The organism is Azospira sp. (assembly GCF_030247495.1).
Taxonomy (GTDB): Bacteria; Pseudomonadota; Gammaproteobacteria; order Burkholderiales; family Rhodocyclaceae; genus Azospira; species Azospira oryzae.
In genome coordinates, this window is record NZ_JAOTRW010000004.1 from 30,556 (window position 1) to 53,676 (window position 23,121).

Genomic DNA, 23,121 nt, shown 5'->3' on the forward strand with positions numbered 1-23,121 from the left:
TGCCGCCGCCCTGCGGCTTCAACCCATATCGACGCCCGTGCCCCAACACCCCCGCATTCCTTCGACCACGGCAGGCCTCCTGACCTTGCTGGCGCCGACGCTGGCCCTGGCCCAGAGCGCCCCGGCAGCAGCTCCCGGCGTCTCCGGCAGCAGCGTCGTGCAGGCCTTTGTCGGTCTGCTCATCATCGTTGGCCTGCTGCTGCTCGCCGCCTTTTTCATGCGCCGGATCTATGGCGGCCGCCCCTTTGGTCAGGGCCCCATGAAGTTGCTGGGCGGCATCGCCGTCGGCAACCGGGAGCGCATCCTGCTGGTGGAAGTCCAGGACACCTGGCTCGTCATCGGTCTCGCCCCCGGCCAGATCCGCACCCTGCACACCCTGCCCAAGGGCGAACTGCCCCAGGGGACAACCGGTCTGCCCGGTACTCAACCCTTTGCCCACTGGCTGAACCAGGTGATGGCACGTAAAACCGATAGTACTCAATGAATCTCGCAAAACTCCGCCCCCTGCTGCTGCTCGGCATCCTGCTGGCCCCCGCGGTCGCCCTGGCCCAGGCCGGCGGCCTACCGGCCTTCAGCAGCACCCCCGCCCCCGGCGGCGGACAGAATTACACCCTGTCCATCCAGACCCTGCTGACCCTTACGGCCCTCACCTTCATTCCCGCCGTACTGCTGATGATGACCGCCTTCACCCGCATCATCATCGTCCTCTCCATGCTGCGCCATGCCATGGGCCTGCAGACCACGCCGCCCAACCAGGTGCTGCTGGGACTGGCCCTCTTCCTCACCTTTTTCGTCATGTCCCCGGTGGCCGACCGGGTCTATACCGAAGCCTACGTGCCCCTGGCGGAAAACAAGATCACCTTCCTGCAGGCCCTGGAAAAGGCCGAGCAACCGGTGCGGGGCTTCATGCTGAAGCAGACCCGGGAAGCCGACATCGCTCTCTTCGCCGGATTTGCCGGCATCAAGAACATCGAGAGTCCGGACAAGGTGCCCCTGCGCATTCTGGTCCCGGCCTTTGTCACTTCGGAACTGAAGACGGCCTTCCAGATCGGCTTCATCATCTTCATCCCCTTCCTCATCATCGACATGGTGGTGGGCAGCGTCCTGATGTCCATGGGCATGATGATGATGTCCCCGGTCATGGTGGCCATGCCCTTCAAGATGATGCTGTTCGTCCTGGTGGACGGCTGGCATCTGGTGCTCGGCTCCCTCGTCCAGAGCTTCGCCACATGACCCCCGAAACCGTCATGAACATCGGCCGCCAGGCGGTGGAGGTGACCATCCTGGTTTCCTCACCCGTGTTGCTGGTAGCGCTGGTGGTGGGCCTGTTGATCAGCATCTTCCAGGCAGCCACCTCCCTCAACGAAACCACCCTGTCGTTCGTACCCAAGATCATTGCCATGTTCCTGACGCTGATCTTCGCCGGCCCCTGGATGCTGCAGATGATGACTGACTACATCCAGCGCCTCTATTCCAGCATCCCGAGCCTGATTGGATGATCAGTGTTACCTCCGCGGAACTGAATGCCTGGATTGCGGCCTTCATCTTTCCCCTGGTCCGCATCCTGGCCTTCGTCGCAGCGGCACCGGTATTCAATAATGCGGCGGTGCCGCGGCGTGTTCGCCTGATCCTCGGGCTGGCACTAAGCGCAGCAATCATCCCCGCGGTACCTGCTCTGCCCCCCATCGAACCGGCTTCAGGCATAGGTTTGGCGATCCTGGCCCAGCAGATATTGATCGGAATCGCCCTGGCGACGGTCATGCGTTTCGTTTTTGCCGGCATCGGCCTGGCCGGCGAACTGATGAGTTTTCAGATGGGGCTTGGTTTTGCCACCCTGTACGATCCGCAAAGCACGGCCCAGACAGGTGTTGTCGCCGAGGTGGTCACCCTATGCGCAACCATGGTTTTTCTCGCACTGAACGGACATCTGCTCATGATTGCCGGGCTGGTCGAGAGCTTCCAGAGTATCCCCATCGCCACCCCATCGGTCAGTGCCGGACTGTGGCTGAACCTGGCCGAAGCAGGTGCCAAGGTGTTCAGCATCGGCCTGCTGCTGTCATTGCCAGTCGTTATAGCCCTGATGATTACCAACCTCGCCTTGTCCATCCTCTCCAAGGCGGCGCCCCAACTCAACCTGATGGCGGTTGGTTTCCCTATCACATTGACCATTGGACTGGGCACCCTGGCGTTGACCCTGCCCTATATGGTGCCGCCGCTGACTCGTATCTTCGACGAAGGATTCCGCCTGATGCTGGAGGTATTCGTCCCCATCAAGCCATAGCAAGCCCACTCACTCAGGGGTTGCTGCGGGCCATCTGCACCAGCCCTTGGGCATACCGTTGTGCGATCGGCGTCGAAGATTCGATACCCTCGACATAATCCACCACCCGATAAGAAGCAAAGCCGTTTTCCCGCCGCAGTTGCTCTGCCCGCCGCTTGATGACCATCATGGCCTCACCGGAACCACCAGTGTGGAAACGCTTCATCTTCAGGTCCAGCACATAGACGTTGTCCGCCACCTTGGCCTCCACCACTTCCCAGTTCGGCGCCAGAGGGTCGTAGATGTTGTAGAGAATCCAGGCACCAGCGCCAGTAAGAACGATCTTCTCCAGGGAATAGGAGATGGTTTCGCTCAGCTTAATCTGTGAATTGGGTAGCAGAGAGGACTTGTGGGGATACGATCCGCCGACGCTGTCCCATCTGGCGCAACCCGCCAGCAAAAGACTGCCGGCAAGTGCAGTAACAAGCAGCTTACCCATCACAGCATGCTGAACAGGCTGAGGCTGGAGACGCTCATAAAGGCCTTTTGAGAAGCCTGGAGCTGGACCTGCTGCTTGCTCAGATCAGAAAGAGCAGAAGCGTAGTCCAGATCCCGCAGATCCGAAATGATTGAGGAATACTGGATGTCGATATCGGAACTGGCGCTGGCCAGCGAGTCAAGTTCGCCGAGCTTCGCACCCACAGTGGAACGCACGCTGACCGCATTGTCCTTGGCCGCATAGAGGTCATCCAGCGCACTGCTGATGGCACCGGGGAGGGCTGCTGCTGCTGCCGGATTATTGGCCACAGGCGTTTTCAATGTATCAATCAGGTTCTTCATGGTATCGAAGACACTCTGGTCTGACACGTTGCCATTGCGGTCCCGAACGCGCATGAAAATATCGACACCGGACTCGGTAATTTCCATTTGCCGGGAAGCATCCACCTGCAATTCACGGGTACCCTGGTCGCCAGCAAAAGTTACATAAGGATTGGTGTTGTTATAGGGACCGGTATTGGCAGTGATGCTGAAAGGACGGACAGTGGATTGATAACCGGAGAACAGGTAGTGGCCATTGCCATCCTGGCTGTTGCTCAGGGCCACCATCTCATCCAGACGAACCTGCAGCTCTTCTGCAATCGCGGCCCGGTTGGCATCGTTCAGGGTCGTGTTGCCGGCCTGGATGGTCTTATCCAGGACTTCCTGCAACACATTGACGGCGCTATTGAGCTGGGTTTCCACAAGCTTCAGGCTATCCTTGGCCTGGCCCTGGTTCTCCATGTAGCGCTTGTTCACCTCTTGTGCCTGGGTGTTGATCAGCACCTGGGACGCGGCGACAGGATCATCCTCCGGCGTCACCACCCGGCGTCCGGAGGTAATCTGGTTATAGGTCTTGAGTTGGGCCGCCTGATTGTTCAGGATGCCGTTGGTCCCCGAACTGTAGATCATGTTGGTACTGATACGCATGATGGCTGCTCCTTAATCGCCGGCTGTCAATCAGCTGCGAATGGATAGAATCGTGTTGAACAGGTCGGAGGCAATGCTGATCATCTTGGCCGAAGCCTGATAGGCCTGCTGATACTTCAACAGGTTCGAGGCTTCTTCATCCAGGTTGACCCCCGACTGGGCTTCCCGGGCGGCAACCCCTTGATCCACCAAGGCTTGTTGCGCATCGCGGGTCACCTGGGTTTCCCTGGTCTTGTTGCCAATGGTACTGACCAGGCGGGCATAGGAAGCCTGATAGGTACTCGCGCCGCCATCCACCGTCCCCTGGGTCTGCAACTGCCCCAGCAGGTTTGCGTTACGGCCGTCAGAAACCCCGCCGGAATTGCGGTCCAGGGTAAAAGTATCGTTATCGGCCGGGTTGCCGCTGATTTCAAAAGAAATCCCGTTGATCGTGTATTTGGTCGAAGGGTTGTTATAGGGAACCGAGCCGGCAGAAACCGTATTGGTTCCGGATGCATCGGTATAGGTCACGGTCAAAGCCGTCGGCACGCCACCGATGGAAAAAGACAGGTTGCCCCCATTGAAGGTCATGGTGATGGTGCCTGCAGGTGCTGCAGCAGGATCCGTGTATCCGGGTGAAACGGTACTGGAAGAAATGACACCGCTGCCGGTATTACTGCTGCCGGAGCCGGAACGTACCGGCTGGGCAGCAGCAAAGAGGCGGGAATCGGCAGCGATTGCCTGGTTGACCGAAATATTCCGGGCAATTTCCCGGGTCGGCTGAATCAGGAACGAATCACCTGCTGCTATACCGGCGCTGATCGAAAAATTGATACCGTCGCTGGCGCCAACCGTCGCCGACAGTGCATTGGGATCAGCATCGCTCCATTGCTTGTTGTCAGCCAAGCGCGTCAGGGTATAGTTCGCTCCATCGTAGGTCAGGCGATAGTCGCTGGCGGTGATGTTGGTCGCGTAATGGGCCGACGTCATGTCCAGGGTCGTACCGGTATCGGCGTAAACCTGCTGCACCAGCGAGTTCAAGTCGGTATAGCCCGGCCACTGAGTACCATCGGAAGCACGAACGGCCGTGTAGGTTCCCGCGGTCTTATCGTAGGTCAGGCTGAACGCCCCGCCATTGAGAACCATGGGCGGCGGATTGACGAAGCTGGCGCTGACTGTGGCGGTTCCCGTGTTGAGGGCATTGGCCCAGGACTTGGGGTCGGAAATATTGAAAAAGTCCGCATTGAAATCCGCGTCGCCGGCCACGTTGCCCAGCATGTCCTGCCCCAAGGCGTGCTGGGCATTGAACGTCAGCGCCAAGGAAGCTGCCACCTGACCGAGGGAGTTGGCGGCCTTATCGAGGGACTCGCTGCGGAAGGCCAGCAAGCCACCCAGGTTGCCTCCGGTCACCAAGTATTCTGGTAGTTCCTGAACACCACCCACGGTACGCATGCCAACCACCATCCGCTGGGGGTCGGCAACAGAAGGCTGCACAGCCAGGGTACTGGCCTTGGTACCGACCACCAGTTGCTGGCCGGTACCAAAAAATACGCTGATCGCGCCGTTGGAGTCTTCGGAGGTAGTGACCCGCACTTCCTTGTTCAACTCGGCAATAAGCTGGTCTCGCTCGTCCAACAGGGCATTGGCGGGCTGGTTAACGGCAGCCTGTGCAGTGACAATGCGCTCGTTCAACTCGGCAATCTGGGTCGCATAGGAATTGATGGCGGAAACCGTGCTTTCCAGCTGGCTATTCACACCGGAATACATTGCCGTGAGTCGGGACTCCAGGTTCTGCAGCCGGGAGGTAAAGGTCTTGGCCGAGGAAACCAGGGCATCCCGGGAAGTGGTCAGAGCCGGATTGGAGGCAACCGTCTGCACCCCCTTGAACAAATCCTGCAGCGTCGGCGACAGGCCGGCCTTATCATCGGCCAGCATGTTATCGATCTGCTTGATCTGATCGTAGTACTTGGACAACTCGCTGGCCTTGGTCTGGGACTGGTTGATCTGGTCAGTCACCACCGAGTTGTAGATGCGGGTAATGGTATCCACCCGGGTTCCCTGGCCGATGAAGCCGGACCCGGTGGCAATGGAAATGTTGTTGGACTGACTGATGCGCTGCCGGTTGTAGCCCGGGGTATCGACGTTGGCAATATTATTGCCGGTCGTCAGCAGCCCCATTTGGGCGGCATTGATGCCGGTAATACCGATACCGAATAATCCGTTGGACATAGCGCACCTCGATTCCTGCCGTATTTAACGGCGAACTACCGCAAAAATTGAGGCAGGTCAGCCCTGAAGGGCCTGGCGCAAGGTGGGTCCATTGATGATGCGGCCTAGTTTGTCCGCATACATTGGGTCCGTGGCGTATCCTGCCTGTTGCAGAGATCGAGCAAACTCCATGCCATCCTGTTGCCCCAGGGCTCCCGCAAAGCGGGGGCGCTGCAGCAGGTTGGCATAGTCACGGAAGGCCTCGGCATAGGAACCGTAGGCACGGAATTTTTCCTTAGAGGTCTGGGCAACCCCATTCACATATTCGGTAGTGGTCGCCTCAACGGTAGCTCCCTGCCAGCTTTTGCCGGCTTTGACGCCAAACAGGTTATAGCTGGAAGATCCATCCGTCCGACGTATTTCAGATTTTCCCCAACCGGTTTCCAGCGCCGCATGAGCCACCAGGAAATGGGCTGGCACACCGGTAGCCTGGGAGGCCTCTACCGCATGGGGCCATAGCCGATTGACGAAATCCTTGCCACTCGAAGAAGCGGAGGAGGACGCCCCAGGCGTCACCTGTGCGGCAGATTCGGCACTAGCAGCGGCAGGAATTGCCGAAGCGGTACGGGCTGCATTTCTTGCCGCAATCTGCTCCCTTGCCAGGGCAAGTGCCTGACGCATGGTCTCAGGCGACGAAAGGGCCGAAACAGGGGCAACACCCGCAGATAAAGACGAGGAAGAGGGGCTCGTCGGATTATCGGCATCCGGCGGCAAAAAACGCCCCATCTGCTGTTCAATCAGTTTGGCAAACCCCAACTGCCCGGAGGACGACAGTTTCTGGGCCATTTGCTGGTCCAGCATCGACGTGTAGAAGCGGGACTGGTCGCTGTCAAACAAACCATCCTGGGGCAGGGTGTCGCGCATGCTCTTCAACATCATGTTGAGGAACAGGGACTCGAACTGCTCCGCCACCTGCTTCAGACCCTCGCGCGGGTTCTGTTTCAGTTTCAGGCGCAGGTCATCCGACTGTCGCACATCGACAGCCAGACGGGAGGCGGAGAGGTCACCGGATTTCATGATGGGTCAGATTTTAGGCGGTCCGCAGTTGCAGGTCACCCATCAAATCACTTCCAGTTCGGCACGCAGAGCACCGGCCGCTTTCATGGCCTGCAGAATAGCCAGCAAATCCTGGGGATTGGCGCCCAATGCATTGAGGGCCTTGACCACGTCTGCCAGATTGGCACTGGCCTTCACGCTCTGCAGCGCCCCGGCATCCTGCTTGATCTGGATGTCCGCCTGGTTGGTCACCGTGGTCTGCCCGCCTGACAAGGCGTTGGGCTGACTGACGTTCGCCTGGTTACCGATCACGACATTGAGATTGCCGTGGGCGACGGCACAGGCATCCACATTGACCGACTGATTCATCACCACGGAACCGGTCCGGGCATTGACGATCACCTTGGCCGGCAACTTCATCGGCTGCACATCCAGGTTTTCCACCCGGCCCATAAAAGCCACCCGGGCATTAGGGTCTTCCGGCGCCCGCACCTGGATCATGCGTCCATCCAAAGCCTGGGCCACCGGACCGAAGTCCCGCGCCATCTCGCGATTGATTGCATCCACGATGCGCTGGGCCGTACCGAAATCGCTGGTGTTCAGCTCGTAATGGACGAAAGGTCCTTGACCCACCGGGGTCGGCACAGAGCGCTCGACAGTGGCACCGCCAGCGACGCGCCCGGCAGAAAGGTGATTGATCTGGGCCGAGGAACCTCCGGCAGAAGCTCCGGCACCGCCAACCACCACATTACCCTGGGCCATGGCGTAGACGTTGCCGTCAGCCCCCTTCAGGGGCGTCATCACCAGGGTACCGCCACGCAGGCTCTTCGCATTCCCCATGGAAGACACCGTAATGTCGATCTGTTGCCCAGGCTTGGCAAAGGGCGGCAATACGGCCGTCACCATCACGGCGGCGACATTACGCAACTGCAAGGACTGGCCGGGCGGCAAGGTCACTCCCAGTTGGGACAGCATGTTGATGATGCTCTGGACGGTAAAAGGCGTCTGGGTCGTTTGGTCACCGCTGCCATCCAAACCCACGACCAGACCATACCCCACCAGCTGGTTGTTACGCACCCCCTGAACGCTGGCCAGGTCTTTGATGCGCTCGGCCTGAGCCGGTTGCGGCAATAACGGCAAAAGGGAGGCGGCAACAATTGCCACCCCCCGCAAGGTTTTCCCGATATTCATTGCCATGCTCCTTCTCCCGCGTTTTCTCCTAGAACGGGATAAAGGTAAGGAAGAATCGTGCCAACCAGCCCATGACCTGGGCTTCATTGATGATGCCGGAGGACTTGTACTCAATCCTGGCATCGGCCATCTGGGAGGAATTAACCGCATTGGCCGCTGTGATCATATAAGGATTGACCACCCCGGAGACCCGGACAAACTCCTGCCCCTGGCCAATCGCCACCTGCTTCTCCCCGGACACCAGCAGATTGCCATTGGGCAGGACCTCGATCACGGTGGCAGTCATGGTCCCGGTAAAGACATTGCTGCTGCCGGACTCGCCCTTGCCATCAAAGGTGTTGGAACTACTGGTCTGGGCATTCAAGCCCTGGAAGGACTTGCCCGGCACACCGGCCAGGGCGGTAACGGAAGCGTTGATGGCCCCGGTTTTCTCGGCACTGGTGTTGCCCTTGATGGAGGCCTGGGTGTTTTCCACGATATTGACGACGATGGTATCGCCGACAAAACGGGCCCGACGATCCTCGAACAGGGGACGGCTGGCAGTCTGCATGAAGATACCGCCGTTGTTGGTCGCCAAGTCGTTGCGCGGCTGGGGCCTGGCAGTCATGGGCTGGTGCACATTGGTCGGCGGCACGGAGGCGCAGCCGGAAAGCAATGTCAGCAATCCAATAATGAACGGCAGGGACAGTTTCATGGCTTTTCTCCCTGGTGGCTTACATCTGGGTCAGACGACTAAGCATCTGGTCGGAGGTGGAAACCACCTTGGAATTGAGTTCGTAGGCCCGCTGGGTCTGGATCATGGTCACCAGTTCCTCGGCCACATTCACGTTTGAGGTTTCCACATACTTCTGGTTGAGCACGCCGAGGCCATTGGTTCCCGGCGTGTTGGGCGTAGGCGTGCCGCTGGCTGCGGTTTCCAGGAAGAGGTTTTCCCCCACGCTCTGCAAGCCAGCCGGATTGATGAAACTAACCAACTGCACGGAGCCGATCTGGACCGCTGCAGTATTTCCCGGCTGGGTCACGCTGACCGTACCATCCTTGGCAATGGTGACGGAGAGCGCATTCTGGGGAATGGTGATATTCGGCTGCAGGGGATAGCCGCTGGCCGTCACCATCTGCCCCTGATTGTCCTTATGGAAGGAACCGTCACGGGTATAGGCCGTAGAGCCATCCGGCATCAGAATCTGGAAAAAACCGGCGCCGTTGATGGCCACGTCCAGATCATTCCCTGTCTGCTGCAAATTGCCCTGGGTGTGGATGCGCTCAGTGGACACCGGCTTAACACCGGTACCCAATTGCAGGCCGGCGGGAATCTGGGTCTGCTGGGAGGATTGGGCACCAGGCTGACGCATGGTCTGATAGAGCAGATCCTCGAACACCGCCCGGGACTTCTTGAAGCCATTGGTGGAAGTGTTCGCCAGGTTGTTGGCAATCACGTCCATCTGCATCTGCTGGGCATCGAGGCCGGTGCGGGCAATCCAGAGTGAGCGGATCATTTGTTATTCCTTGCGTTGGCCAAAATTAGCGGGCGGCGGTCAGCAACTGGCCAGCGGCCTTGGCGTTGGCATCTGCGTTCTGCAGCATCTTCATTTGCATGTCGAACTGGCGGGCAATGGAAATCATGTTAACCATGGCATCCACCACATTGACGTTGCTGCCTTCTAGGGTTTCCGGCGCCAGGCGCACATTGGCATCCAGATTGGCCGGCTGGCCGTTCTTCTGGCGAAACAGGCCGTCAGCGCCCCGCTCAAGCTGATCCTCTGGAGGATTCACCAACTTCATGCGGGCCACGATATTGGTGGTGTTGGGCACCCCAAAGGTGGGGACCACGGAGATCGTGCCATCCGGCGCCACAGAAATACTGGAATCTGGCGGGATGCTGATGGGACCGCCTTCGCCGAGTACATTCTGACCGTCTTTGGTCTGCAATTGACCGTTGGCATTCACGTCCAGGCTGCCCGCCCGGGTGTAGGCCTCCTTGCCATCGGCGCCCTGGACGGCAATCCAGCCCTTGCCCTGCACGGCCACATCCAGGGAACGGCCGGTATACATCATGGGCCCCTGATCCATCACATCCTTGACCGAAGCATCCACGGTAAAGGTGCGGGTGGCGAACCCCTCCCCTTGCACCGGCACAGCCCGAAAATGGTGCTCCTGAGAACGATAGCCAGAGGTGGCCGCGTTCGCCAGGTTGTGGGCCACTCCAGCCTGCCGCATGAAGGCATGCTTGGCACCGGTCATGGAGGTGTAGATCAGACGATCCATAGGGGCTCAGTCCAGTTGCTCAGAGATTCAACGATTAGCGCAGATTGACGATGGTTTGCATAATCTGATCCTGGGTCTTGATGGTCTGGGAGTTCGCCTGGTAGTTGCGCTGCTGGGTAATCATCTTCACCAGTTCGGACGTCAGATCCACGTTGGACTCTTCCACCGCATTCGATTGCACTTCCCCCAGACGACCGGTGCCCGGAGCATCCACCGTCGGCTGTCCGGAAGTGGAGGTTTCGATCCACTGATTGCCGCCGATGGCCTGCAAGCCATTCGGATTGTCGAAGCTCGCCAGCACCATCTGGCCTACATTGCGTGTCTGGCCGTTACTGTAACGCCCCTGGATAACGCCATCCTTGCCGATATTCAGGCCCGCCAGATTGCCGGAGCTGTAGCCGTCCTGAACCCGCCGGTTGGTTGCAAAAGCGTCACCATACTGAGTCGTGCCGGCCAAGTTCAAATTGAATGTCATGGGAGTGGTTGCTCCCCAAGTCACACGTCCCAGATTAGTTGCAACCTGATCCAGATCAATGGACACAGGAATCTCGGGCAATGCCCCACCAGCTGCTGGATTGGGTGCAACAGGCGCACCGCCGATGGTTTCAAGCTGCCCCACACTATCAAAAGTAATTAGGATAGGTGTCGCCAAGTTGGGCGAGTCACCTGCACCATCCATTCGGGTACCGTCCACGTTAGTGTAAAGCTCCCACTCCCGGGGATTGGCCGTCTTGACGAAGTACATCGTCATGGTATGCGGATTCCCAAGAGAGTCGTAAATGGTCAGACCCGTTGAATAGTTGTAGCCCGCCGGGTCAATGTTCGGCTCCCCACCGGCACCGACAGAGAAGGTTTTGTCGGTTACCCGGGAGTCCAAATTAACAGCAACTTGGGCCCCGGCGTATTCGCCACCGGTACTGGAACCGGTCGCCACCGGCGACAATTTCAGCAGATCGGCCGTAACCTGAAGCTCCCGCGGATTCTGCTGCCGGATGGAACCGTCCATGCCGGCCGGATAACCCGTCAAGCGCAGATTCTGGTCATTGACGATATAGCCGTTCTTGTCCAGATGGAACTGACCATTGCGGCTGTAACTGATGGCGCCATTCTGACTGAGACGGAAGAAGCCGTTGCCGTTGATGGCGATGTCCAGGGTATTGTTGGTGGTGGACACGTTGCCTTGGGTAAATTGCTGGACGATGCCCGACAAGTTGGTACCGATACCCACCTGGTTGGCGCCGCCAGCCCCGAGGGTCGACGCATAGACATCGGCAAAATGCGCATCCGCCGACTTGAAGCCGACAGTGCTGGAGTTGGCGACGTTGTTACCGATGACGTCCAGTGCCTTGGAAGAAGTGTTGAGGCCACTCAAGCCTTGTTGGAATGCCATATTGTTCTCCTGCCCTTACAGAATCTGGCGAACGTCGTCGTAGTTGATCAAGGTCCCGGTTCCCACATCCAACTGGAAACCGCTGGTCCCACGGACTACAGCAGAAACTGTGCCAACCTGTAGTGGTTGAGACGTGACCTTGGTATCGCCTTTGGTCGCCTCCACCGTCACCGTGTACACACCATTGGCAGAGACAGTGCCGGCCTCATTCTTTCCATCCCAGGCATACAGGTGGCTACCGGCCTTGGTTGCTCCCATATCCACTTTATTGACCACCACGCCATTGGCATCCTTGATGGTCAGCACCACCTTGTCGGCATCGCTTTCCAACTCGAAACCACCGACAGCCTGGCCGTCAGTGAGGCCAATATTGCCGCCGGGCACCAGGACATTTTTGCCGAGCATTGCCGCCGCCTGCATGGACTGGCCATCGTCGTAGATGTTGAGAACCTTCTCCAGGGTGGAGTTGAGCTTTTCAATGCCGCTGACGGTGTTGATCTGGGCCAGCTGGCTGGTCATTTCCGCGCTCTGCATCGGATTCAACGGATCCTGGTTCTGCAGTTGGGTCACCAGCATGGTCATGAACTGGCTCTGGATGTCGTCAGCCGTCGTGGACTTTTTGCTCGTCGTTTTATCGGTCGCCACGCCATTCAGAGAGGCATACGGGTCCGTAATGGCGGTATTGGAAGAAGTACTGGTTGCCATGTTGCTCTCCTAAATCTGGTTACTGGCCCATGGCCAAGGTACGCATCAACAGGGTTCTGGCCGTATTCATTACGTCGGCATTGCTCTGGTAGGAGCGGGAGGCGGAAATCATATTGACCATCTCCTCCACCACATCCACATTGGGCATGGAGACATAGCCCTCGGCATTGGCGGCCGGATTTTTGGGGTCATAAACCATCCTGGGCGGCGCCGCACTCTCCACCACCTGTTTCACCCTCACTCCCTGGGCCGACTCATTGCCCATGGGCGTGGCTTCGAATACCACCTGTTTGGCGCGATAGGGAGTGCCATCGGCACTGGTAATGCTGTCTGCGTTGGCCATGTTGGAAGCAACTGCATTCAGACGCACAGACTGGGCCGTCAGAGCGCTACCGGCCACATGGAACATGTTGAAAATACTCATGAACTAGACTCCTTACTGTCCGCTCTGGCCTTGAATCGCCGACAACATGGTCTTGAACTGACCACCGATGAACTGCAGACTCGCCTCGTACTGGACAGCGTTCTCGGCAAATTTGGCGCGCTCGATATCCATATCAACGGTATTGCCGTCAGCGCTGGGCTGATTGACCGTGCGATACATCAGGGAAGCGGGGCCTGCACTGCTGGTGCCAGAAATATGCCGGGGCGAGGTGGTACTCATGCCCAGGTCGGACTGCCCCTTGCCGGCCAAGGCATTTTGCAAGGCAGAGTTGAAATCAATGTCCCGCGCCTTGAAATTCGGGGTGTCCGAATTGGCAATATTGGCAGCCAGCACCTGTTGGCGATAGGCACGCAGCCCCAACGCCTGGCGGTTGAAATTTATGGTTTGATCAAGTTTGCTGACCATGGCTGCCATCCGGAAATAATTAGCTGAGCTAGCAATGCACTTTTCGTGCCACACAAAACCACCCCTCTGAGGCAAGAAATTACAGAGGGGGGCGCAACAAGCAGCCATGTTTCGGCAACTTTTGCCGCCTGGAGTACCCCGCCATTCCCTGTCCTAAGGCAAAATAGCGACATGCTGCTCCCTTTCAGAATCTTTGCCCTTATCCCCACCTTAGTGCTGGCGCTGACCCTGCATTTGCAGATCGGCAATGCCCATGCCCAAACGCCTACGCAGAATGGGGACGTAGTCATCAACGCGGTGGACCAATTTCTCCGCACACAGACCAAAGGGCTCCCGGGGCGGGTCCAGTACACCATCACACCTCTCGACAGCCGCACCCAGCTAGCCGCCTGCCCTGCGGTTGAGGCCTTCCTTCCCCCGGGCGCCCGCCTCTGGGGGCGCATTTCAGTAGGGGTGAAGTGCCTCGGCGATGCCGGCTGGAGCATCTATGTGCCGGTCCAGGTCAGCGTCACAGCCAACTACTTGGTGGCCGCCCGCCCCCTCTCACCCGGGCAACCCCTCACTCTCAATGATGTCGTTGCCCAGAGCGGCGACCTGGCCGGATTACCAAGCGGCGTCGTAACAGATGTACAGCAGGCCGTCGGCAAGACCTTGCGTAATGCCATTTCCGCCGGCCAACCTTTGCGGGCCGAGATGCTGATGGCGCCGCTGGTCGTTCAACAGGGTCAAACCGTAAAGATCATGTCCCGTGGCTCTGGCTTTTCCGTAACCAGCGAAGGGCGCGCCATGAACAACGCAGCCGAAGGTCAGATCGCCCAGGCACGCCTGGCCAACGGACAAACGGTGAGCGGCATTGCCCGGCCCGGCGGCATCATTGAGATCGGCCATTAGCCGCAGCCGGACAAGATTCAATGCCATCAGCCACACCAAAAAAACGCTAAAGTTTCTGCAGGTTTGTGCCGTTAAATCCAGCAAGATGAAAGCCTGAAAGGGTTCGCCGTGAAAATTGAATCGTCTCTCGCGCCCGCCGGCACCCCCGGGGTTGATACGCAGAAGCGCACGACCAAGCCACAGACCAAGACCGAAGCCAGTTCCGGGGATGTGCAATTGAGTTTCGCCGGACGGCTGCAGTCCCTGGAAGAGCAGGGCAACGCTCCGGTGGACAATGCCAAGGTAGCCGCTATCAAGCAGGCCATTGCAGAAGGGCGCTTTTCCATCAACGCCGACGCCATTGCGGACCGCCTGATTAATTCGGCACAAGAATTGCTGAGGAAGCAGGACCAATCCTGATCCGGCGCCCGCCCTCCTCCCTATGAATCAAGCGACGATGACCCTCAAATCCCTGTTGGAAGGCGAACTTGCCCAGATGGGGGATTTCATCAAGCTGCTGAAGGAAGAGCAAGGCGCCTTGACTGCCGGGGATACCGAAGCCCTGGAGGCCCTCAGCGCCACCAAGGTTGCTTTGGTGCAAACCTTGAATCGTAGCGGGGAAGCCCGTAACGTCGTGCTCAGAAGTGCGGGTCTGGAAAACGACCGCCCGGGCGTAGAGGCCTGGATTCGGGGCAACCCGAAGGATCTCGCCGTTCAGCAATTGTGGAACAGCCTCAAAGTCGCCGTGGTGGAAGCCAGGGAACTCAACCTGCTGAATGGAAAGCTGATTGCCATGCGCCTGCAGCACAACCAGCAGACCCTGAGCGCTTTGCTGTCCACCTCCGCCACTCCCCAGAGCAATCTCTACGGCCCCGACGGTCAACCGACCCAACTAAGTGGCCGGCGCATCATCGACGCCGCCTGAACCTCCGGTTCCGGGCTCCCCGTTCCCGGAGCCCCCCCCTGCCCTCCCGTTTTACTTTACTACTCCAAGGCCCCTCTATCTGGCAGGAGTCGCGATGCCCGCTGGCGAAGCAGGAGGAACACCGGCCGGCGGCGCCATGGGCGCCTGAGGAGTCGGAGCGACCACGGCAGGTTTTTCCGGCAGCATGGAATCAATCAGGATGCTGACCCGCCGGTTCCGGGCCCGCCCTTCCACCGTCTCATTCATCTCGACCGGCCGGGTTTCGCCGTAACCGATGGCTGTCAGATGGGTAGGAGCGACTCCGGCATCGACAAACAACCGCAGCACCGTGGTGGCCCGCACCGCGGACAACTCCCAGTTAGACGGGAATTGGGCGGTCCGGATGGGGATGTTGTCGGTATGTCCTTCGATGGTGATGGGGAAATCGGTCGGCGCCAGTACCTCACCGACCGCCCGCATGGCCCGGATGGAGGTCTGTTCCAGCTGGGCCTGACCTGGGGCGAAGAGAATGCTGTCGTTGATTTCGATAGTGACGCCACGGGCCGTTTCCAGCACCCTGACCTTGCCCTGCTGCACCAGGGGCGCCAGGACGGCAAAAATGTCCTTGGCCACATTGCGCATCTTGTCCCGTTGCTGCTGTTTGGCCTCGACGACCTTGGGATCCTCCTTCACCACGATCTGCTTGACCACACTGTCCGGCGTCCGCTTGGGCACGACCGTGATGGCGCCCCCATCGACGATGGAGGGGTTCTTGAAGGCAGTGATCAGGGAATCCGATAGCACCCGGTACTTGCCCTCGTTCACCGACGAGATGGCGTACATCACCACGAAGAAGGCAAACAGCAGGGTAATGAAGTCGGCGTAGGAAACGAGCCAGCGCTCCAGATTCTCATGCTCGTCCGCGTGCTTTTTATTGCGGCGTCCCATGGGATCAGCTCACGTAACCCTGGAGGCGGCTCTCGATGATGCGCGGGTTGTCGCCGTTGGCGATGCCGACCAGGCCATCCACCAGCATTTCCCGCAGGGTCACCAGGCGGGCAATATGAGCCTTCAGTTTGGTGGACATGGGAATCAGCACCAGGTTGGCCATGCCGACGCCGTAAATGGTGGCCACGAAGGCGACGGCGATACCGGCCCCCAACTTGGAGGGATCGGACAGGTTCTCCATCACGTGGATCAGACCCATCACCGCGCCGATAATGCCGATGGTGGGAGAGAAACCGCCGGCGGATTCCCAGAACTTGGCACCGGCCTTCAGTTCCTCTTCATAGGTGCCGATTTCCACCTCCAGCACCTCCCGCAGACGTTCCGGCTCCGCACCGTCCACCAGCAGTTGCAACCCTTTCTGGATAAACGGATCGCGCAACTGGGCGATGAATCCCTCCAGGGCCAGCAGGCCCTCGCGCCGGGAGACATGACTCCAGTCGGAAATGCTGTTGATCATCCAGGCGTGATTGACCGCCGGCGGCACCCACACCCACTTGAGCATCTTGAAAGCCCGGACCACGGTGGATACGGGACTCTGCAGCAGGACGGCACCGAAGGTCCCCCCCAGCACGATCATGGCGGCGGTGGGCTGCAGCAGGGAGCCGAGGTGCCCGCCTTCGAGAATCTGCCCCCCGATGATGGCACCAAGCCCCAGGAGCAAACCGATAATGCTTATGCTATCCATGGCGTTTTTTCTTCTTTCCTGAAGTCTCACCCAGAACCTTGGCCCGCAAGCGGGCGATGGCCTGACTATGCAGCTGACAGACGCGGGACTCGGTCACCCCCATGACTTCGCCGATTTCCCGCAGATTGAGGTCCTGCTCATAGTAGAGGGCCATCATCAATTTTTCCCGTTCCGGCAACTCGCCGATGGAAGCCACCAGGGTCTGCCGCAGGCTCTGCTCCTCGAGCAGGCGCAGGGGATCGGCATCGTGATCCGTCAGGTGGCGCTCCAGGAAGCCCTCCTCGCCCTCTTCGGTGAAGTCCTCGAAATAGAGCAGTTGGTGGCCCCGGGCTTCGCCCAGCATTTTCTGGTAATCGGCCAGGGACATGTCCATGGCTTCGGCCAACTCTTTTTCCGTGGGAACACGGCCGTGCTCCTGTTCGAGTTGGGTGATGGCTTGTTCGATGCGGCGCAGGTCCCGGCGCAATCCCCGGGGCAGCCAGTCGTTCTCCCGCAGGCCATCCAGCATGGCCCCCCGGATGCGCTGCGCCGCGTAGGTCTCGAACTGGGCGCCGTGCCCGGTCTCGAACCGGTTCATGGCATCCAGCAGACCGATCATCCCGTTCTGCACCAAATCCTCCACCTGCACACTGGACGGCAGGCGTGCCATCAGGTGGTAAGCGATGCGCTTGACGAGAGGAGCGAAGCGCTGGACGAGCTGTTCCTTGTCGAGCTGACCAGCGGCGTTATACATATGTCGGTTGGGCTATCCGGCGTGGATAGGGCTCGGCGTAATGCGTTGGCTCAAGTGTAGCAGCTGTTGCACGAATTGTTCGAGTCCGCCCCCTTCCCTACCCGACTGGGGCCAGTGCAGCATGTCGGCCGCCAGGCCGCGCAGGCTGCGGGCCGCCGGACTGTCCGGGAACGCCGTGACCACGGGCTGGGCGAGTCGGGACGACTGGCGCAGGGCATCGTCCAGGGGGATGCAGCCGCTGTAGTCCAGGCTGACGTGCAGGCGCTGGCTGGCAACCTGGGCGATGTTGTCGAAAATCGCTTCCGCATCGGCGGCGGCCTTGACCTTGTTCACCAGGATGCGGAAGTCGCGCCGGGCGTAGCCGGTGCTCATTTTCTTGATCAGGGCATAGGCCTCGGTGATGGCGGAGCCGGTGGCAGAGAGCACGATCACCGTTTCCTGGGCCGCCAGGCCAAGAGGCGAGAAACCCAGGGGATGATCCACCGCCGTATCCACCAGGATGACGTCGGCCGGATGCTCCATCTCCGCCAGGCCTTCCACCAGGGCCTGCTTCTGGGCCAGGGAAAAACGGGAAAGCTTCTTCACGGCCCGGGCCGCCGGCAGCAGGCGCACGCCGGCACCAGCGGCGAGCAGCACCTCTTCCAGGGGCTTTTCCCGGTTCACCACATGCACCAGGTCATAACGGGCCGGCACGCCGAACAGGGCGGCCTGGTTATCGGCGCCGGTATTCTCGTCCAGGATCAGGACTTCCTTGCCCTGGCGCGCCAGGGCGGCCGCCAGGTTGGCCACGGCCACGCTTTTGCCGACGCCTTCGCAGCCGGCGGCAAAACTCACCACCCGCAGTTGCTCGCGCCCGAACAGGCGGCGCAAGCCGGCCGCCTGGTCACCCCGGAATTCAGCCACGACGGCCTCCATAGGTGCCGGTCAGGCCCGCATTGGCCATCATCAGGGCCGGCTCGACGCCGGCATAGCGATGGGGAGAGGTTTCCGGCAGGTCCTTGAAGGCCCGGTGCAGCAGATAGGCCCGGTTAGGCAGGTGCAGATCTTCAGGCACGCGCTGGCCGTTGGAGACGTAGTGCAGCTTGAGGCCGTGGCGCATGATGGCATCCAGGGGCGTCGCCAGGCTGGCAGCTTCGTCCACCTTGGTCAGGATGCAGCCGGCCAGGTCTTCGCCCTGGTAGGCGGATATCACATCATCCAAAGTATCGCCGCGGCTGGTGGCCGACAGGCAGAGCAGGCGGCGCACGTCGCCGTTGGCGCCCATCAGCATGGAAATCTGCTCGGCCACCAGGCGGTCCTTCTGGCTCATGCCCATGGTGTCGATCAGCACCATGTGCTTGTGGGACAGTTCTTCCAGGGTATTGCGCAGATCGCCCACGTCCCGCACCAGATGCACGGAAACGCCGAGGATGCGGCCATAGATACGCAACTGCTCGTGAGCGCCGATCCGGTAGCCGTCGGTGGTGACCAGAGCCAGCTTGTCGGCACCGTGGCGCACCACGCAACGGGCGGCCAGCTTGGCGGTGGTGGTGGTCTTGCCGACCCCGGTGGGACCCACCAGGGCGTACACGCCGCCCCGGTCGATGATGTCGTTGTCGTTGCCGATGGTCAGCAGGGAACGGTCGGCGGCACCCTTGATCCAGGCCTGGGCCTGGGAGGCATCCAGTTCGGCAGGCAGTTCGGCCAGCAGTTCGCGGGAAAACTGGGGGGAGAAGCCGGCATCCAGCATCTGGCGCAGCATGTCCGTCTTCACCGGCTCCATGCGGGCGGTCTCGCCCCAGGCGAAACCGGCCATGTGCTGCTCGACGATTTTGCGCAGGGCGCGGATCTCTTCCATCATGACCGCAGCCGGGATTTCCTCTTCCTCGCGCACCGCACGGGTAGCGCCGGAGCGGGCGGCCATCTCGGGACGGGGCGCCAGACGCTGAGCCGGGCGGGCGACGGCCGGGATGGGGCCACTGGCGGGGTTTGCAGCGGCACCACGCTGGGAAGGCTGCATTTCTGCGGCTCGGGGAGCAGGGGCAGGCCGGGCCGGCGCCGCAGCTGGTGCAGGGCGGGAGGCGCTGGAGAGGCTGACCTTGTAGTCCTCCACCGCCACCTCGTCCCGGGAGGGGCCGGGCACGATCATGGCCATGTCGCGGGAAGCGACCGCCATGATTTCCACGCCGCCGGGAACGCCCCGGTTGGAGAGGATGATGGCGTCGGGACCCAAGGTCTCTTTGACCTTACGCAGGGCTTCCCGGGCATTTACGGCGATGAATTTTTTGACGTTCATGATCTACCCCCGATGAGCGAGGTGACTTTGATGATTTTGGATTCGGGAACTTCACTGTGGGCGATCACCTTGAGCTGGCTCACGGTGCGCCGCAGGAAGCGGGAAAGAAGGGTACGGATGCTGGCCGGCACCAGCAGCACCGCGGGCAGGCCCAGCTCTTCCTGACGCTGGGCGGCGGCGGCGGTCTCGCGCATCAGGGTATCGGCCAGGCCGGGCTCCAGGCTGCCTTCGCCGGAACCGGCAACGGCCTGGACCAGGATGCGTTCCAGTTGGGGGTCCAGGGACATCACCTGCATGTCGGCGGTGCCGGGATAGAGTTGCTGGATGATGCTGCGGCCCAGGGCAACGCGCACGGTGGAGGTCAGGGCCTCCGGATCTGCATTGCGGGGCGCGTGGTCGGCAAGGGTTTCGATGATGGTGCGCATGTCGCGGATATGCACACCCTCTTCCAGCAGGTTCTGCAGCACCTTTTGCAGCGTTCCCAGAGGAATGACCTTGGGCACCAGATCCTCGGCCAGCTTGGGCATTTCCTTGGCCAGATGGTCCAGCAGCTGCTGGGTTTCCTGGCGCCCCAGGAGTTCGGCGGCATGGGACAGGATCAGGTGGTTGAGGTGAGTGGCGACCACGGTGGAGGCATCCACCACGGTGTAGCCGTAGGACTGGGCCTGCTCCCGCAGGCTGGCGTCAATCCAGACAGCCGGCAGGCCGAAGGCCGGATCCTTGGTCGGGGTTCCGGACACGGTACCGGCCACGCGGCCGGGATTGATGGCCAGGAACTGGCCGGGGAAGGCTTCGCCGCCGCCGACCTCGACCCCCTTCAGCTGGATGCGATAGGCGTTGGGACGCAGTTCCAGGTTGTCCCGGATGTGCACCGGCGGCACCAGGAAGCCCACTTCCTGGGCAAATTTCTTGCGGATGCCACGAATGCGCCGCAGCAGTTCCCCATCCTGGGACTTGTCCACCACCGGGATCAGACGGTAGCCCACTTCCAGGCCCAGCACGTCCAGCGGCGCCACGTCGTTCCAGCTGGCTTCCATGTTCTCGGGCGCCGGCGGCGCCTGCACCGGCACCGGCGCAGTCTTGACCAGCTCGGCCCGCTTGGAAAGCAGGTAACCCAAGCCACCCAACATGGCGGCAAGGAGGATGAAAACAAAGTTGGGCATACCCGGAATCAGGCCCATGATTCCGAGAATGGCGGCGGTAATCCACATCACCCGGGGATTGGCGAACATCTGGCCAAGGAACTGGCTGCTGATGTCCTGGTCATCCCCCACCCGGGTCACCACCATACCGGCAGCGATGGAAATGATCAGCGCCGGAATCTGGGCCACCAGGCCGTCGCCGATGGTCAGCAGGGTGTAGTTCTTGGCCGCCACCCCCACGTCCATGTTGTGCTGCAGGACGCCGACGATGAGGCCGCCGATGACGTTGATCAGCATGATGATGATGCCGGCCATGGCATCGCCCCGCACGAACTTGGAGGCACCGTCCATGGAACCGTAGAAATCGGCTTCGCTGGCCACCTCAGCCCGGCGGCGGCGCGCCTCGTCCTCGGCGATGAGGCCAGCATTGAGGTCAGCGTCGATAGCCATCTGCTTGCCGGGCATGGCGTCCAGGGTGAAGCGGGCCGCCACTTCGGCTACCCGGCCGGCACCCTTGGTGATGACCATGAAGTTGATGATCACCAGGATTAGGAAGACGACGATACCCACCGCCGTATTGCCGCCCACCAGGAAGTGGCCGAAGGCTTCGATCACCTTGCCGGCGGCGTCCGGCCCTGTATGCCCCTGCAGCAGCACCACCCGGGTCGAGGCCACGTTCAGGGACAGGCGCAACAGGGTGGTCACCAGCAGGATGGTGGGGAAGACGGAGAAGTCCAGGGGCTTGAGCGTGTAGATCGCCACCAGCAGGACGATGATGGAAAGGGCGATGTTGAAGGTGAAGAAGAGGTCCAGGGCAAAGGCCGGCAGGGGCAGGACCATCATCGCCAGGATCATCAGGATCAGGACGGGTGCCGCCAGCTGGCGCGGATTGAGGCGCCCGAACAGGCCTTGCAGGGACATGGCGTTACTAGCCATTGGCAGCCTCCACCATCATATCCTGGGGAATGGGCAGATCCCGGGGCGGCACCGGATAGCTGCCGCCGACTTCCCGATAACGGTTCAATTGATAGACGTAGGCCAGCACTTCGGCGACCGCGTTGTACAGGGCACCGGGAATTTCATCCTCAAGCTCGGCGAAGCGGTACAGCGTACGAGCCAGGGGCGGAGCCTCCAGGAGGGGCACGCCATGCTCGGCACCGATTTCCCGGATGCGCAAGGCCACGGCATCCACGCCCTTGGCCACCACTTTGGGCGCCCGCATGCCCGCGGTGTAAGCCAAAGCAACAGCAAAGTGGGTCGGGTTGGTGACGATGACGTCGGCCTTGGGCACCGCGCTCATCATGCGACGCTGGGCAGCCTCGCGCTGCAGGCGGCGGATGCGTCCCTTGACCTCGGGACTACCTTCCATTTCCTTGTGTTCCTGCTTGACCTCTTCCTTGGTCATCTTCAGCTTGTCGTAGTACTGCCACAGCTGGAAGGGCACGTCGGCGGCAACGATGAGGAACATGGCCGCCACAATCAGGAGAAAACTCCAGGAAATCATGTCGCCGGCCATAGCCAGACCGGCATCCAGGGGCAGGGAGAGCAACTGGAAGAGCTGGTCCTGCTCACGCCAGATAACCCACACCGCCACGCCGCCGATGAGACCGGCCTTGGCCACGGCCTTGACCATCTCGACCAGCCCGTTCCACGAGAAAACGCGCTTGATGCCGTTCAGCGGATTGAGGCGGGTCAGATCGGGGGTAAAAGCTTTGGGGGCGAAATTCCAGGCATTCAGGAGAAAGGGGGATGCCAGCGCTGCCAGCACCAATGCCAGGATCAGGGGCCAAAAAGCAACCACGGCGTCCCAGGACAAGGCCGAAAAACGGGTCAGAGCATATTCGGGATCATCCACGGCCCGCCTGTCCCACACCAGCCCCTTGCGGAACACCAGGGAAAGACGCTGCACGAACCAGCCGCCGAGGAACCATACCGTGCCGGCGGAAACGATCAGGACGAGAAAAGAGCCCAGTTCCCGGGAATGGGGAACCTGACCCTGCTCCCGGGCCTGCTCTATGCGCCTGCCTGTTGGCGCTTCTGTTTTCTCGAGATCGCTATCTTCCGCCATGACCGGCATCCATATGGATTACGGCCATTATAGGAAAAAATCAAAAAAATTAAAGAGGTAAGCGA

Annotated in this window: 26 protein-coding genes; 7 read left to right on the plus strand and 19 right to left on the minus strand. The window is 60.4% G+C overall.

The features are described from left to right. The first annotated feature begins 37 nt into the window (after nt 1-37). The 4 genes from fliO to fliR are packed head-to-tail and all read left to right on the plus strand — an operon-like array spanning nt 38 to nt 2,281. The gene (fliO, locus tag OEL49_RS06005; RefSeq protein WP_287874214.1) at nt 38-484 is read left to right on the plus strand and encodes a flagellar biosynthetic protein FliO; all 447 of its coding nucleotides are present in this window, start codon (nt 38-40) and stop codon (nt 482-484) included. Next, nucleotides 481-1,233 (plus strand): flagellar type III secretion system pore protein FliP, encoded by a 753-nt coding sequence (gene fliP, locus OEL49_RS06010; RefSeq protein ID WP_014236830.1) that lies wholly within the window; start codon nt 481-483, stop codon nt 1,231-1,233. The genes fliO and fliP overlap by 4 nt, the downstream gene beginning before the upstream one ends. After that, a complete protein-coding gene (fliQ, locus tag OEL49_RS06015; protein ID WP_014236829.1) occupies nt 1,230-1,499 on the plus strand; it encodes a flagellar biosynthesis protein FliQ in 270 nt (89 codons plus the stop codon). Before fliP ends, fliQ begins: the two co-directional genes overlap by 4 nt. After that, nucleotides 1,496-2,281 carry a flagellar biosynthetic protein FliR gene (gene fliR / locus OEL49_RS06020; protein ID WP_014236828.1) on the plus strand — a complete coding sequence of 262 codons (786 nt, stop codon included), beginning with the start codon at nt 1,496-1,498 and terminating at the stop codon, nt 2,279-2,281. Before fliQ ends, fliR begins: the two co-directional genes overlap by 4 nt. A gap of 13 nt (nt 2,282-2,294) precedes the next feature. On the opposite strand, the gene OEL49_RS06025 is transcribed toward fliR, so the two are convergent. Genes OEL49_RS06025 through flgB form a run of 12 tightly spaced genes read right to left on the minus strand, consistent with a single transcriptional unit; the run spans nt 2,295 to nt 13,371 of the window. Continuing rightward, nucleotides 2,295-2,759, minus strand: coding sequence for a hypothetical protein (locus OEL49_RS06025; protein WP_014236827.1), 465 nt, complete (start codon nt 2,757-2,759; stop codon nt 2,295-2,297). After that, on the minus strand, nt 2,759-3,727 hold the full coding sequence (gene flgL / locus OEL49_RS06030; protein ID WP_014236826.1) for a flagellar hook-associated protein FlgL: 969 nt from the start codon (nt 3,725-3,727) through the stop codon (nt 2,759-2,761). The genes OEL49_RS06025 and flgL overlap by 1 nt, the downstream gene beginning before the upstream one ends. A gap of 30 nt (nt 3,728-3,757) precedes the next feature. Then, nucleotides 3,758-5,935 carry a flagellar hook-associated protein FlgK gene (gene flgK / locus OEL49_RS06035; RefSeq protein WP_014236825.1) on the minus strand — a complete coding sequence of 726 codons (2,178 nt, stop codon included), beginning with the start codon at nt 5,933-5,935 and terminating at the stop codon, nt 3,758-3,760. Between the two features lie 57 nt (nt 5,936-5,992). Continuing rightward, nucleotides 5,993-6,991 (minus strand): flagellar assembly peptidoglycan hydrolase FlgJ, encoded by a 999-nt coding sequence (gene flgJ / locus OEL49_RS06040; protein ID WP_287874215.1) that lies wholly within the window; start codon nt 6,989-6,991, stop codon nt 5,993-5,995. A gap of 42 nt (nt 6,992-7,033) precedes the next feature. Continuing rightward, on the minus strand, nt 7,034-8,167 hold the full coding sequence (locus OEL49_RS06045; protein WP_287874216.1) for a flagellar basal body P-ring protein FlgI: 1,134 nt from the start codon (nt 8,165-8,167) through the stop codon (nt 7,034-7,036). Between the two features lie 22 nt (nt 8,168-8,189). Beyond that, complete coding sequence (locus OEL49_RS06050) at nt 8,190-8,855, minus strand: flagellar basal body L-ring protein FlgH (protein WP_014236822.1); 666 nt, start codon at nt 8,853-8,855, stop codon at nt 8,190-8,192. Nucleotides 8,856-8,874: 19 nt separating this feature from the next. Further along, nucleotides 8,875-9,657: a flagellar basal-body rod protein FlgG gene (flgG, locus tag OEL49_RS06055; RefSeq protein WP_014236821.1), complete on the minus strand. Its 783-nt coding sequence runs from the start codon at nt 9,655-9,657 to the stop codon at nt 8,875-8,877. Nucleotides 9,658-9,682: 25 nt separating this feature from the next. Further along, a complete protein-coding gene (gene flgF, locus OEL49_RS06060; protein ID WP_014236820.1) occupies nt 9,683-10,426 on the minus strand; it encodes a flagellar basal-body rod protein FlgF in 744 nt (247 codons plus the stop codon). Nucleotides 10,427-10,460: 34 nt separating this feature from the next. Next, nucleotides 10,461-11,816 (minus strand): flagellar hook protein FlgE, encoded by a 1,356-nt coding sequence (flgE, locus tag OEL49_RS06065; protein WP_014236819.1) that lies wholly within the window; start codon nt 11,814-11,816, stop codon nt 10,461-10,463. A 15-nt stretch (nt 11,817-11,831) separates the two neighbouring features. After that, on the minus strand, nt 11,832-12,521 hold the full coding sequence (locus OEL49_RS06070) for a flagellar hook assembly protein FlgD (RefSeq protein ID WP_014236818.1): 690 nt from the start codon (nt 12,519-12,521) through the stop codon (nt 11,832-11,834). Between the two features lie 19 nt (nt 12,522-12,540). After that, entirely contained in the window at nt 12,541-12,945 is a 405-nt protein-coding gene (flgC, locus tag OEL49_RS06075) for a flagellar basal body rod protein FlgC (RefSeq protein ID WP_014236817.1), read from the minus strand. 12 nt (nt 12,946-12,957) lie between these two features. Further along, complete coding sequence (flgB, locus tag OEL49_RS06080; RefSeq protein WP_014236816.1) at nt 12,958-13,371, minus strand: flagellar basal body rod protein FlgB; 414 nt, start codon at nt 13,369-13,371, stop codon at nt 12,958-12,960. Between the two features lie 171 nt (nt 13,372-13,542). On the opposite strand from flgB, the gene flgA reads away from it, so the two are divergent. From flgA to OEL49_RS06095, 3 genes are all read left to right on the plus strand, one after another. After that, nucleotides 13,543-14,262 carry a flagellar basal body P-ring formation chaperone FlgA gene (flgA, locus tag OEL49_RS06085; protein ID WP_014236815.1) on the plus strand — a complete coding sequence of 240 codons (720 nt, stop codon included), beginning with the start codon at nt 13,543-13,545 and terminating at the stop codon, nt 14,260-14,262. A 108-nt stretch (nt 14,263-14,370) separates the two neighbouring features. Beyond that, nucleotides 14,371-14,661: a flagellar biosynthesis anti-sigma factor FlgM gene (flgM, locus tag OEL49_RS06090; RefSeq protein WP_014236814.1), complete on the plus strand. Its 291-nt coding sequence runs from the start codon at nt 14,371-14,373 to the stop codon at nt 14,659-14,661. A gap of 37 nt (nt 14,662-14,698) precedes the next feature. Next, nucleotides 14,699-15,166 (plus strand): flagella synthesis protein FlgN, encoded by a 468-nt coding sequence (locus OEL49_RS06095; RefSeq protein WP_287874217.1) that lies wholly within the window; start codon nt 14,699-14,701, stop codon nt 15,164-15,166. 75 nt (nt 15,167-15,241) lie between these two features. On the opposite strand, the gene motD is transcribed toward OEL49_RS06095, so the two are convergent. The 7 genes from motD to flhB are packed head-to-tail and all read right to left on the minus strand — an operon-like array spanning nt 15,242 to nt 23,056. Continuing rightward, on the minus strand, nt 15,242-16,093 hold the full coding sequence (motD, locus tag OEL49_RS06100; protein ID WP_014236812.1) for a flagellar motor protein MotD: 852 nt from the start codon (nt 16,091-16,093) through the stop codon (nt 15,242-15,244). Nucleotides 16,094-16,097: 4 nt separating this feature from the next. Beyond that, complete coding sequence (locus OEL49_RS06105) at nt 16,098-16,838, minus strand: flagellar motor protein (RefSeq protein WP_014236811.1); 741 nt, start codon at nt 16,836-16,838, stop codon at nt 16,098-16,100. Further along, entirely contained in the window at nt 16,831-17,571 is a 741-nt protein-coding gene (locus tag OEL49_RS06110) for an RNA polymerase sigma factor FliA (RefSeq protein ID WP_014236810.1), read from the minus strand. The genes OEL49_RS06105 and OEL49_RS06110 overlap by 8 nt, the downstream gene beginning before the upstream one ends. Before the next feature lie 12 nt (nt 17,572-17,583). Further along, the gene (locus OEL49_RS06115) at nt 17,584-18,474 is read right to left on the minus strand and encodes a MinD/ParA family ATP-binding protein (protein ID WP_130459970.1); all 891 of its coding nucleotides are present in this window, start codon (nt 18,472-18,474) and stop codon (nt 17,584-17,586) included. Beyond that, nucleotides 18,467-19,846 (minus strand): flagellar biosynthesis protein FlhF, encoded by a 1,380-nt coding sequence (flhF, locus tag OEL49_RS06120; protein ID WP_287874218.1) that lies wholly within the window; start codon nt 19,844-19,846, stop codon nt 18,467-18,469. The genes OEL49_RS06115 and flhF overlap by 8 nt, the downstream gene beginning before the upstream one ends. Further along, nucleotides 19,843-21,924 carry a flagellar biosynthesis protein FlhA gene (gene flhA, locus OEL49_RS06125; protein ID WP_014236807.1) on the minus strand — a complete coding sequence of 694 codons (2,082 nt, stop codon included), beginning with the start codon at nt 21,922-21,924 and terminating at the stop codon, nt 19,843-19,845. Before flhA ends, flhF begins: the two co-directional genes overlap by 4 nt. Continuing rightward, nucleotides 21,917-23,056: a flagellar biosynthesis protein FlhB gene (gene flhB / locus OEL49_RS06130; RefSeq protein WP_014236806.1), complete on the minus strand. Its 1,140-nt coding sequence runs from the start codon at nt 23,054-23,056 to the stop codon at nt 21,917-21,919. The genes flhA and flhB overlap by 8 nt, the downstream gene beginning before the upstream one ends. Nucleotides 23,057-23,121 lie beyond the last annotated feature (65 nt).